This is a genomic window from Kitasatospora sp. MBT63 (assembly GCF_000710465.2).
Lineage (GTDB): Bacteria > Actinomycetota > Actinomycetes > Streptomycetales > Streptomycetaceae > Kitasatospora.
In genome coordinates this window covers 19,358-30,475 of sequence record NZ_JAIZ01000548.1, presented here as the reverse complement: position 1 = coordinate 30,475, position 11,118 = coordinate 19,358, and the positions used below count along the sequence as shown (strand labels likewise).

At 73.3% G+C, this 11,118-nt stretch carries 8 protein-coding genes and 4 pseudogenes; 8 read left to right on the top strand and 4 right to left on the bottom strand.

The window, feature by feature from the left end; all coding sequences use genetic code 11:
• Both AA75_RS49910 and AA75_RS29140 read left to right on the top strand, forming a co-directional pair.
• Window positions 1–376: pseudogene (locus AA75_RS49910) on the top strand (hypothetical protein); the annotation flags it as partial.
• A 59-nt stretch (window positions 377–435) separates the two neighbouring features.
• The gene (locus AA75_RS29140; RefSeq protein ID WP_051813653.1) at window positions 436–1,434 is read left to right on the top strand and encodes an alpha/beta hydrolase; all 999 of its coding nucleotides are present in this window, start codon (window positions 436–438) and stop codon (window positions 1,432–1,434) included.
• A 160-nt stretch (window positions 1,435–1,594) separates the two neighbouring features.
• Here the strand turns inward: AA75_RS29140 and AA75_RS29135 are convergent, their stop codons facing one another.
• The gene (locus AA75_RS29135) at window positions 1,595–2,038 is read right to left on the bottom strand and encodes an ester cyclase (protein WP_033823266.1); all 444 of its coding nucleotides are present in this window, start codon (window positions 2,036–2,038) and stop codon (window positions 1,595–1,597) included.
• 280 nt (window positions 2,039–2,318) lie between these two features.
• On the opposite strand from AA75_RS29135, the gene AA75_RS29130 reads away from it, so the two are divergent.
• From AA75_RS29130 to AA75_RS29120, 3 genes are all read left to right on the top strand, one after another.
• The gene (locus AA75_RS29130) at window positions 2,319–2,981 is read left to right on the top strand and encodes an HAD family acid phosphatase (RefSeq protein ID WP_149038439.1); all 663 of its coding nucleotides are present in this window, start codon (window positions 2,319–2,321) and stop codon (window positions 2,979–2,981) included.
• 246 nt (window positions 2,982–3,227) lie between these two features.
• Window positions 3,228–4,715 carry a pyridoxal-phosphate dependent enzyme gene (locus AA75_RS29125; protein WP_082526898.1) on the top strand — a complete coding sequence of 496 codons (1,488 nt, stop codon included), beginning with the start codon at window positions 3,228–3,230 and terminating at the stop codon, window positions 4,713–4,715.
• Window positions 4,716–4,834: 119 nt separating this feature from the next.
• A complete protein-coding gene (locus AA75_RS29120) occupies window positions 4,835–5,257 on the top strand; it encodes a hypothetical protein (protein ID WP_051813651.1) in 423 nt (140 codons plus the stop codon).
• 129 nt (window positions 5,258–5,386) lie between these two features.
• Here AA75_RS29120 and AA75_RS29115 read toward each other — a convergent pair whose 3' ends face one another.
• Window positions 5,387–6,370: a hypothetical protein gene (locus AA75_RS29115; RefSeq protein ID WP_033823264.1), complete on the bottom strand. Its 984-nt coding sequence runs from the start codon at window positions 6,368–6,370 to the stop codon at window positions 5,387–5,389.
• Window positions 6,371–6,687: 317 nt separating this feature from the next.
• Between AA75_RS29115 and AA75_RS29110 the strand changes: the two are divergent.
• Together AA75_RS29110 and AA75_RS52525 are read left to right on the top strand one after the other, a co-directional pair.
• Window positions 6,688–7,808 (top strand): annotated as a pseudogene (locus tag AA75_RS29110) (hypothetical protein).
• 286 nt (window positions 7,809–8,094) lie between these two features.
• Window positions 8,095–8,264: pseudogene (locus AA75_RS52525) on the top strand (alcohol dehydrogenase); the annotation flags it as partial.
• A gap of 45 nt (window positions 8,265–8,309) precedes the next feature.
• Here AA75_RS52525 and AA75_RS49905 read toward each other — a convergent pair.
• Together AA75_RS49905 and AA75_RS29105 are read right to left on the bottom strand one after the other, a co-directional pair.
• The gene (locus AA75_RS49905) at window positions 8,310–8,477 is read right to left on the bottom strand and encodes a hypothetical protein (protein WP_158515579.1); all 168 of its coding nucleotides are present in this window, start codon (window positions 8,475–8,477) and stop codon (window positions 8,310–8,312) included.
• 88 nt (window positions 8,478–8,565) lie between these two features.
• Window positions 8,566–9,422, bottom strand: a pseudogene (locus tag AA75_RS29105) (MFS transporter).
• 256 nt (window positions 9,423–9,678) lie between these two features.
• On the opposite strand from AA75_RS29105, the gene AA75_RS29100 reads away from it, so the two are divergent.
• On the top strand, window positions 9,679–11,100 hold the full coding sequence (locus tag AA75_RS29100) for a S28 family serine protease (protein ID WP_033823263.1): 1,422 nt from the start codon (window positions 9,679–9,681) through the stop codon (window positions 11,098–11,100).
• Window positions 11,101–11,118: the final 18 nt, after the last annotated feature.

Sequence of the window (11,118 nt, the reverse complement as noted above, 5' to 3'; positions counted from 1 at the left end):
GCCACAGCCGGCGACCGGGTACTACTTCGACCTGCCGAGGCCCGAGCCCGACTGGTACTGGGGTCCGTTGATGTCGGAGTGGCTGACGTACACGGTGCTGCCGGCCGTCGTCGGCGCCCTGGTGGTAGCGGCGGCCGCCGCTGCCGCGGAACGGGCCCGGCGGTGGGAGGGCGCGGGCCGCGCGGCGCTGGCCGTCGCCGGGGTGACCCTGCTGATCCTGCCGCCCGTGGCCACCGCGGGCCTGCCCGCGCCGGAGGGCAACGGAGGGCACGTGAACGAGTCGGCGGCGGCCGGCGTCGCCGATTGGGCCGCCGGACTTGCCGCACTCCTCGCCGCGCTGGTGTGGCAGGTCCGGGCGGGCCGCCTGCGGGGATGACCCCCCGGGTCGGCGGGCCGCGATACCGTCAGGTGATGTGGGGCGGAGGGGGTCTCGTGATGAGTTCTGAGGGCGGGCAGGGGGCGTGGTCCGCGCCGCACCTAGACCCGGAGTTGGGCGCCGTGTTGGCGGCCCTCGGTGGGCGGGCACGGGAGCCGGTCACCCCGCAGGGTCTGGCGGAGCTTCAGCGGCGCGACGCCGCGGCGCGGCCGAGGCCCACGCTCGACGAGCTGGCGGACGGCGGGCGGTTCGAGGTCACGGAGCTGAGCGCGCCCGGGAACGGGGACGGCGGGCAGGTCGGGCTGGTCGGCGCGCGGCCCGCCGGGCAGGGCGGGCCGCTGCCGCTGCTGTACTACCTGCACGGCGGCGGCATGGTGATGGGCAACGCCCGGTCCGTGCTCCCTCGGCTGCTCCGCGACCTGGCCCTGCCGCTCGGGCTGGCGGTGGTGTCGGTCGAGTATCGGCTGGCGCCGGGGACCCGGTACCCGGGTGCGGTGGAGGACTGCTACGCCGGGCTGGTGCGGGTGGCGGAGCAGGCGTCCGCCCTGGGCCTGGACGCGGAACGGATCGTGGTCGCGGGCAAGAGTGCGGGTGGCGGACTCGCCGCAGCGCTCGCCCTGCTGACCCGCGACCGCGGCGGGCCGGTCCCGGCCGGCCAACTGCTGCTGAGCCCGATGCTCGACGACCGCAACGACACCGTCTCCGGCCACCAGATGGCCGGCCACGACACCTGGGACCGCACCTCCAACGCGACCGCGTGGCAGGCCGTACTGGGGGACCGTCGCGGCGCGGCCGACCTGCCGCCGTACGCGGCGCCCGCCCGTGCCACCGAGTTGGGCGGGCTGCCCCCGGCGTACCTGGAGGCCGGGTCGGCCGAGACCTTCCGGGACGAGACCGTGGCGTACGCCGACGCGATCTGGCGGGCGGGCGGTGAGGCCGAACTGCACGTCTGGCCGGGCGCCTTCCACGGCTTCGACACCTTCGCCCCGCAGGCGGCCGTCAGCCGGGACGCCCTCGACGCCCGCACCCGCTGGCTCCGGCGGATCCTCGGACGGTGAGCCGTCCGACGCCGCGCGTGCAGCAGCTGCACGTCGCGGGAGGGACCAGACCGGCGGGTGCTCGATCCGGCGGGGAGCGGCGAGACGCGCACACTCCCGTGCGCCGGTCCGGCCCGGCCGCGACGCGGCTACAGCTGAGCGCCCGCGGCCGGGCAGCCGGTCAGTCCGGGGGGTCGTCCAGGGGTGGGAGGACCTGGAGTTGCTGGAGGAAGCGCAGCAGGTCCTTGTCGGACCACTTCTCCGCGAGCCGGCCGTTCTCGATCCGGTGGATGACCGTGGCCGTCATCTCCAGCGGCCGGGGGCTGTTCCCGGCCGGGATGCCCGGCAGGTCGCCCGTCTGCTCGCCACGGGCCGTCAGGCGGGTTACCACCTTGTCGCCTTCGGCGATCTGGTCCTCGATCCGGTGCGTGCCCGGGGTGGCCCCGCGGAACAGCCGGAAGGCCGCTTTGAGGCCCTCGCGGCCGGGCGGCAGCGGCAGCGGGAACGGGGGAGGGGAGTGGTCGACGTAGTCCTCGGCGACCAACTCGTCCATCGCGTCGAGGTTGCCCTCGTCGATCTCCCGGTAGAAGCGGCGGACCAGGCGCTTGTTCTCCTCGGCGGACATCGGCGGCTCCTGTACGGATCGGGCGGGTCCCCTTCCGGCGCGCTGCGGTGGCGGGACTGTGACCGAGCCTCACCGTGGCCCGCGCCCGGTCGGCGCCGGACACGCCGACGGGGATGGGGAGTTCACCCGACCGAGCGGGTCCGGCCGCGGTCCGGCCGGGAGTGTGGCGGAGTGTGGCCGAGTCGCGCGGGCGGCGGGAAGAAATCTTGGTCCGATGGCTACCCGTGGGTAACCCTGATGCCCCATGCTGCTCCGGTCCCCAACTTGAAGGAGCATGCACATGACCGCACCACTTCGCCGCACCCGGGCCCTCGGCACGGTGGCCGTCATCGGCACGGCGGTCGCCCTCGCCGCCGCCACCCCGGCCGGCGCCGCGCAGCCCGCGAAGGCCCCCGAGGCCGTTCCGGCCGTCGCGCCCGCCGTGGCCGCCGCGCCCGCGCTCGGCAAGCCCAACGTGCCGTACGCGACCTGGCTCAAGGACGTCCAGGCGGTCGCCGACCAGGCCGACTCCTACCTGCGGACGAGAGTGCCGGCCAAGGCGGGCGAGCACCCGGCGATCGTGCTGGACATCGACAACACCTCGCTGGAGACCGACTACAACTTCGGCCTGCCGACCCCCGCGGTCCAGGCCGTACTGAACGTGGTCAAGTCCGCCAACGCCCGTGGCACGAAGGTCTTCTTCGTCACCGCCCGCCCGGGGTTCATCGACTGCATCACCCGGTACAACCTGACCTCGGTCGGCTACCCGGTGGACGGCCTCTACGGCCGCTCGTTCCTCGACCTGTTCCAGGAGACGTCCGCCTTCAAGACCGCCAAGCGCGCCGAGATCGAGCAGAGCGGCTACACCATCGTGGCCAACATCGGCAACAACACCACCGACCTGGTGGGCGGCCACGCCGAGCGGACCTTCAAGCTGCCGGACTACGGCGGCCAGCTGTCCTGACCCCGTCCGCCCGGCCGCGGCCGGGCCGGGGCTCGACGCCCGGTCAGCAGTAGTGCGCCGGTGGACCGTCGGTCCACCGGCGCACCGCGCTCTGCGTACGGTCGACCCGAAGATCGGCCACTTGCGCCGGGCCGCCGGCCTGGTGGAGGCTGCACGGAGGCGGCGCAGCGGGCCGGAAGGCCCGGCGCGGGCGGGGGCGGTCCCCGAACTCGCCGACATCCGCCACCCGTTCGGAAGGGGGCCGCCATGGCGGTCGACGAATCGGCAGCCGTGGACCACGAACCAGCGGGCGCCGCGCGCGAGTTGGCGGCCGCGGTCCACGCATCGGTGGCCGACGCGATCGGGGACACCCCGATGTTCCGGCTCTCCCGGCTCGGCGAGGGGATCGCCGCGCCGATCTACGCCAAGGCGGAGTTCCTCGGGGTGGGCGGCAGCGTCAAGGACCGCGCGGCGCTGTCGATGGTGCTCGCGGCCGAGCGCGACGGCGAGCTGCGCCCCGGCGGCACCATCATCGAGGCGACCTCGGGGAACACCGGGATCGGGCTGGCCGTCGTCGGCCGCCGCCGTGGCTACCGGGTGATCGTCGGGGTGTCGGACCGTTCCTCCCCGGAGAAGGCGGACATCCTGCGGGCGTACGGCGCCGAGGTCGTGGTGGCCCCGGCCGCCCTGCCGCGCCAGCACCCCGAGCACCTGTTCAACGTGGTCCGGCGGCTGGCGGCGGAGATCCCGGGCGCCTGGCTGGCCAACCAGTACGACAATCCGGCCAACCCGCAGGCGCACGTCCGCACCACCGGCCCGGAGATCTGGGCGCAGACCGGCGGCCGGGTGACGCACTTCGTGGCGGGGGTCGGCACCGGCGGCACCATCAGCGGCACCGGCTCGTACCTCAAGCAGGTCTCCGGGGGAGCGGTCACGGTGGTCGGCGCCGACCCCGAGGCGTCGGTCTACTCGGGCGGCGACGGCAGCCCGTACTTCGTCGAGAGCATCGGCCACTTCGTCCACCCGGAGACCACCGAGGACCTCTGGCCGCAGTCCTTCCACCGGGACGTGGTGGACCGCTTCGAACGCATCCCGGACCGCGAGTCCCTGCTGACCGCCCGCCGGCTGGCCCGCGAGGAGGGGCTGCTCGCCGGGCCGTCCTCGGGCACTGCCGTCGCCGCCGCACTGCGGGTGGCGCGCGGCCTCGGCTCGGACGACCTGGTGGTGGTCCTGCTCCCGGACTCCGGCCGCTCGTACCTCTCCAAGCTGTACAGCGACGACTGGCTGCGGCAGTGGGGCTTCCTGGAGGAGCCGCGCACCCCCGAGGACACCGAGCCGACCGTACGGGCCGCCCTGGAGGGCGGATCCGTACCGCCAGGGCCGCCCGGTCCGCTGCCCGCGGTGCCCGCCGGTGCCGACCTCGCGACCGCCCTGGAGGTGCTGCGCGGCGTACCGGGCGGCGTGGCGCCGGTGGTCGCGGCCCGCGAGGGACGGCAGTTGGGGATCGGTGGCACCGAGGTGGTCGGCTCGATCGCGGCGGCCGCCGTCGAATCGGCACTCGCGGCAGGCCTGGCCCACCCCGAGGACCCCTTGACCGGCCTGCTCGGAGCACCACTGCCGACCGTCGGCATCGGCACGCCGCTCTCGGAGGCCGCCCTGGCGCTCGGCACGGAACACGACGCGGCGGTGGTCCTCCTGGACGGCCGCGCGGTCGCCCTGATCGGCCGCGAACAGCTCCGCGCGGCCGGCGGGTAGCCGCCGGTCGCCGGTCGCCGCCTGGCGTTCGGGATCGCCGGTTGCTTGATGAGTTCCGGTGGTGCGGTGGCGCCTGTCCGGTGACGGCCGATGTCAGTGTCAGGTGAGAGGATCACGAGATGCCGCTGCCTCAGCCCGATGATCTGACCTCGCTGGTCCTGCGTACCGACTTCGGTGACGAGGGATCCTGGGACGCGCTTCGGGCCGCACTCGACGGGGCCGACGAGTACCCCCACGCCACGTGTGTCGGCGAGCCACGCTTTGCCGGCGTGGATGTCCAGGCCTTGATGGCCGAAGAGGCTGCTGCGGACGAGGACGAGCAGATCGTCCACCTGTTTCTGGCGGACGCAGCCACGATGAACGAGCCGGGTCACCCGCTCCTGGCCGTGGACCTCTCGGACGAGCCCGGCCGGACCTTCAGGGTTCCCGCTCGGTGGTTTCCTGACGTCTCGGCCAACCTCAGCATCGCCAACATGGACTTCGCGGATTTCGCCGACGCTGCTGATGCATCAGGGACCTTCCGCGGCTTCGACGAGGGCTGAAACCTTCTCGCTGCAGGCCGTCCGGCGAGCAGCTTCTCGCCGTCCAGCGGTGGCCGTCCAGACGCCCGGAGACCCACCCTCACAGCCCGCTGATGAACCGGTGCTGCGGACGTGCCGCCGATCCGCGTGTCAGGACGGGCCACCCGGAGCAGTCCTCCCGGCGCCGCCGACCCGCCGGAGTGGTCCGGGCGCGAGCAGGCCCTGATACGGCTCGAACTGAAACTGCAGGGGTGGAGCCATGTCGCCGAAGGACTCGCCGAACGCGCGAGGAGATCGCGCCAGCTCCAGCAGCACGCGGTCCGCCGTGTCGTCGCCTCCAAGGTCGGGCGCCAGAGCGGCACAGCCGCGAACGCCCTCGTGCGGGTCGGTGAGCCAGGGGCGCGTGTCGCCGCCGAGGTGGCCGATGGCCACCAGGATCGTCCCGAGGTCGTACGGGGTTTCCGCGGCCCGGGCCACCGACATCAACTGCTCCAACAGCGCCGAATGCTGCGTCATTGCCGACGGATGGCCGGCCAGTGACCCGATGGCCGCGGCCGCACACGTCCTGCGCCTGGCCCGTTTCGAGGCGAGGTACGGCAACGTCCGCCGCAAGAGCGTGGGCACCAGGTCGAAGCAGGCCAGCGCCGCCTGATCGAGCGCAAGTTCGCCGAGGCCCGTGCCGTCCTGCCACATCCGGGACCGGCCGTTGACGTCGGCCGACAGATAATCATCGGTCCAGGACCGCAGCTCCGGCGTACGCTCCCCGACCCGCGCGCGGAGCTCCGCGGCATGGTCGCCGAGGTCGGCAGCGATGCCGACCGCGTACAGGTGGACGAGCATCGCGTCCCGCAGCGAAGGATCGTCGGGTCCCAGCAACGGATCGTCCAGGAGCTCGACGACGATCAGCGCGGTCGGCGCCGTCGCAGGCCAGGCCCTGCCCTCGCGACGAAGCGTCGTCGACCACAGGTGCGAGTACCCAACGGCGAAAGCCCTCGCGTCATTGCCGCGGAGCGCCGCGAGGTGACGCGGTGTGTCGCAGGCGGGTCCCCCGGCGTGGAACAGCCCGGACCACTCCACATCGTTCAGGTGAGCAACCACAATCGGGATGGTGGCATGACGCACCGACAGCGCCACTACGAGCAGGGCGCACTCCGCGCCGGTCGTGCGCAGGGCCCACCCCCGCCCAGGAGCCCCGGATGGCAAGGACGCACAGTGCGAAGGTGGGCGACGTCCCGTGTCGTCAGGATCGTTCGGCAGTCGGTCAAGATCATCTGTTGCAGAATGCCAGGCGGCGAAGTCGTGCAGCAGGTAGCGACAGCGGATGCTGGCTCAACTTCCGTGAGCTGCACACGCCGAGTGACGGGCGGCCGCGCCTGGGGCCGTCCTGGAAACCGATTGGCTGGCTGCAGCGGACTTGCGATGATGCCCCCGTTTCCCACGACGGAGGACATTTGTTCGTTTTCGTGTGCGCGGGGTGCGGCGCTGAGCTGACCACTCCGCCGTCCCAAGTAGGCCTGCCGGTCCACGCGCATCAGAAGTACGGGAACGGGATTCAGCTCCCGGTGCTCATGGAGTCGGGCACCTTCGCCACGGACCCGGAGCCCTGGGGACCGCCGTGGCGCACGTGGGAGGAGATCCATCCGGACGAGGCGGCCGCCCGCGGTGTCTACGCGCCGGTCCATGCCCTGTCCGACGGCGCGCCGGGCGCGATCGTCATCGCCCCCGGCGACGGCCGCCGAACCGTGCTGATCCCGGAGAATCGCGGAGGCGGCTACTGCTGCGGCCTTGACGGGGCCGACGGCCCCAACGTGGCCTGCGCGGAGTGTGCCCTGCCCGTGGCGAGCCGGATCGACGACTGCTCGCTCTGGCAGGCGATGTGGCTCGCCCCGAACGCCGTGCGCCGCGTCCCTGTCGATGGCGCCGACGCCGCACCGCTCTCCTGGACGGACCTGATGGCGAAAGGGAAGGGCACACCCCCCTTCGAGCCCATCGCCGCATGGGGGTCGCGAGCGGGGGCGGGGCACTGGTCGAACTACTGGTGGTCGTGGAGCCCGCAGTGGGAGGCGGCGGCCGGCAGGGCGCTCGCCCACCTGCTGGTGGCCTCGGAGGGCCGACCGGTGATCGTCCCGGACGGCTCGTCGGAGAGGTGTTCCGACGCGCGCTCGACACCCTGCTGCCCGCGGGGCCGCCGGCGCGGCGCGCCGCCCTGGCCGGCCCGGGACAGCCTTCTCCCCACAGGGGTACCGACATCCTCCTCGTGCCGACCCATCCGCAGACGGGGGAGACCTGGGCCCCGGCCGACCCGACGGCGTACCCGGTGCCACTGCCGTTCGGGGTGTGGCTGTGGATGGTCTCCCCCGAGCCGGACTTGCCCGTTCCCGCGTCGGGCAACCTCCCTGGCGGCGTCCTCCGTGACGACTTCGACACGCTCCCGCTGCTCCCCGGTCGCCTGTTCCGGGCCGACCCGGAAGTGTTCCGGCACACCCTCGTCCGGCTGCCGGCCGTCCGCAAGCCGTGGCTGCGCGAACTCCTCGACGGCCTCCCACAGCACAGGCGCGCGGGCCTCTTCTAGCCTGCGACCCGGTCGGCGATCGGCCGGCCCGGCCCTTGCCGCGTCAACTCATCGTCGAAGGCGCGGTTCAAGTAGCGGCCGGCGACCGCCGTCTGGATACGCCCCCTGTCACCCGGCGACACCGACCTCCACCGTGATCGTTCGACTCCCCGGCCGCATCCTGCGATGTGTCACAGGCCGTCGGCCCTCCAGGAACGCCGCAGCACTCCGTCGTCCGGCACGGCGGGCGCCGCGACTCCCGCCCACACGAGCGCGGTGCCATGCGCCGACGACCAACCGGGATCCCCCGCGTACGGCGAACGCCGGCATCATCCGGCTCCTCGCCTCGGGCACCTTGGACCTCGCCCCCGAAGGGTCCGGCCGTTCGGCCTCGATGCCGTCAACGACGCCGCCACGTACGCCGCCTCACATGGTGGCCCGTTCGACCGCACCGCCGTCATCTCACCCGCCCGCTGACAAGACCGAGTGACCTCCCCGTGTCGGCGTCACGGCCCACCGCCCTCACGAACGCAGGTCACCGGTGCCGCTGCTATGGGTCAGGACCCCGGAGACCAGCAGGCCGAGCCCCGCCTCCTGTTCCCCGATGTTCCAGCAGTCCCGCACCTGCCGGGCCTCGGCCTCCGGCAGCAGGGCGGCGAGCCGGTCCCAGAGAGCAACGTCGTCGGTCATGGCCGGGAGGCTACCGGCTGCCGCCACCGCCGACGCGCCGCGCCCCCGGCGAGGGCCGTCGCAGCAGGAGCGGGGTGGCGCCGCCCGTTCACCGGCGAGCGGCGTCGGCGCCGGCGTTGGTGCCGGCGCCCGTGCCGGCCGGGCTGCGCAGCAGGTAGACGGCGGCGGACGCGGCGAGCACGGCCATGACGGCGATGAAGACCAGGCCCGCGTCGGCGAGGCCGAGCGGTTCGGTGAGCAGGCCGACGCCGATGACGGGGATCGAGATGCCGGTGTAGGCGACCACGAAGAGGGTGGAGATCGCGCCGGCGCGCTGGTCGACGGGTGCGGCGCCGGCGACGGCGGCGACCGACCCGCGGAACGCCGGCCCCTGGCCGAAGCCGCCGACCAGGGCGCTGAGCAGCAGCGGGGCGGGGGTCTCGGTGGCCAGTGAGAGGGCCAGCAGTGCGAGTCCGGCGATGAGGGTCAGACAGCCGGCCGGCAGCGCCTTGGTGACTCCGAGCCGGCCGGCCAGCAGCTGGCCGAAGGTGGAGAACAGGAACGCGGAGAAGACGATCGCGCCGACCACGGGGCCAGGCTCGGCCGCCGGGGTCGGGCGGCGAAGGCGGCCCTGGCCGTGCGTCCCGGCGGTGCCAGCTCCATCACGTACGCGGTGGCGGCGCCGGTGAACAGGCCGGCGGACAGCCCGGACATCAGCCGTCCGAGGTAGAGCAGCGGCAGTCCGCCCTCCAGCAGGAAGCACAGGGCGCTGAGTGCGGCGAAGCCGAGTCCGGCTAGCAGGACCGGGCGGCGGCCGACGGTGTCGGAGGCGTTCCCGGCCAGCAGCAGGACGCCGATCACCCCGAAGGCGTAGACGGCGAAGACCAGTGTGACGGTGAGTTCGGAGAAGCCGAGTTCCTCCTGGTAGAGGCCGTACAGCGGGGTGGGGAGCGTCGTCCCGGCCATGCAGACGGCGAAGGCGCCCGCGGCGCCGAGGTAGTCGGCCCGGCCGAAGCGCGTCCCGGCAGTCTGACGATCACTCATGCGTGCCACGGTAAGGGGAGAGGGGTGGTCCCCGCCGGTCTTCGGGTGGCGTGGCGGCCCGCGCGGCTGGGTGCACCCTTGACAGTTGGTCATGTCCGCGACAGCTTTGGGGCGGTCCCGGCCGGCCTCCGGTCCGATCCCCACCACCGTCCATCGCCGTTCACGTTACGGAGAGTCGATGCGCACCACGCTCAGAAGACTGCTCACCGCCGCCCTCCTGATACCGCTGCTGGCTCTCGGGCTCGCCGTACCCGCGCTGGCCCAGGCGCCGGCCGACGGCGACATCCGCGACCGCCTGGCGGCGATCCCCGGGATGACCGTCACCGAGGAGAAGCCCGCCCCCGGCTACCGGTACTTCCTGCTCACCTACACCCAGCCGGTGGACCACCGGCGGCCCTGGCTGGGCACCTTCCAGCAGCGGCTGAGCGTGCTGCACCGGGGCGAGGACCGCCCGACCGTGCTCTACACCAACGGGTACACGCTCGGGACCACGCCTTCGCGCACCGAGCCCACCCGGCTGGTAGACGGCAACCAGGTCTCCATCGAGTACCGCTACTTCACGCCGTCCCGCCCCGAGCCCGCCGACTGGTCGAAGGCCGGTATCGAGCAGGCGGCCGCCGACACGCACGCCATCATCACGGCGCTGAAGCCGCTGTACGGCCAGAAGTGGATCTCCACCGGTGCCAGCAAGGGCGGCATGTCCTCGGTCTACCACCGCCGGTTCTATCCGGACGACGTGGCGGGCACCGTGGCGTACGTCGCCCCGAACGACGTGGACGACCGCGAGGACTCCGCGTACAGCCGCTTCTTCGACCACGTCGGCACCGCGCAGTGCCGCTCCGCACTCGACGCCGCCCAGCGCGAACTGCTGGTCCGCCGCGCCACGCTGGAGCCCCGCTACGCCGCGGACAACGCCGCCGCGGGCAACACCTTCACCACCGTCGGCAGCGCCGACCGGGGGTACGAGCTGGGCGTGCTGGACGTGGTCTGGGGGTTCTGGCAGTACAGCACCGAGGCGGACTGCGCCGCGGTCCCGCCCGTGACCGCCACCGACGACCAGCTGTACGGCTGGCTGGACACCCACTCGGGGATCGACTCCAGCAGTGACCAGTCGCTGGCCGCCTACACGCCGTACTACTACCAGGCGGGCACCCAGCTGGGCTCCCCGAACTTCGACGTCTCGCACCTCAAAGGCCTGCTGCACTACAGCACCAAGGAGCTGTACGCGCCCCGCACCTACGTGCCGAGGTCGATCCCGATGCGGTTCGACCCGTCGGCCATGCGGGACATCGACGGCTGGGTGCGGCACTCCGCCGAGCGGATCCTGTTCGTCTACGGCCAGAACGACCCGTGGGGCGCCGAGCGGTTCACCCTCGGCCGGGGAAGCGAGGACTCGTACGTCTACACCGCGCCGGGCGCCAACCACGGCGCGAAGATCGCCGCGCTGAGCGCCGACCAGTCCGCGGCCGCCACCGCCGCGCTGCTGCGCTGGGCGGGCGTCGCGGGTCCGGACGCCCGGACCACCGCGCCGGCCCGCCCGGCGCTGCCGTTCGGCGAGCTGGACCGCGCCGGGCTGCTGCTGGAGCGGCACCGCCTCTGACGGGCGGTACGGCGGACC

Bases quoted from the DNA above. Each gene is read 5' to 3' on its own strand.
- AA75_RS29140 (WP_051813653.1), top strand. From the start codon at position 436: ATGAGTTCTGAGGGCGGGCAGGGGGCGTGGTCCGCGCCGCACCTAGAC.
- AA75_RS29135 (WP_033823266.1), bottom strand. From the start codon at position 2,038: ATGTCCGCCGAGGAGAACAAGCGCCTGGTCCGCCGCTTCTACCGGGAG.
- AA75_RS29130 (WP_149038439.1), top strand. From the start codon at position 2,319: ATGACCGCACCACTTCGCCGCACCCGGGCCCTCGGCACGGTGGCCGTC.
- AA75_RS29125 (WP_082526898.1), top strand. From the start codon at position 3,228: ATGGCGGTCGACGAATCGGCAGCCGTGGACCACGAACCAGCGGGCGCC.
- AA75_RS29120 (WP_051813651.1), top strand. From the start codon at position 4,835: ATGCCGCTGCCTCAGCCCGATGATCTGACCTCGCTGGTCCTGCGTACC.
- AA75_RS49905 (WP_158515579.1), bottom strand. From the start codon at position 8,477: ATGACCGACGACGTTGCTCTCTGGGACCGGCTCGCCGCCCTGCTGCCG.
- AA75_RS29100 (WP_033823263.1), top strand. From the start codon at position 9,679: ATGCGCACCACGCTCAGAAGACTGCTCACCGCCGCCCTCCTGATACCG.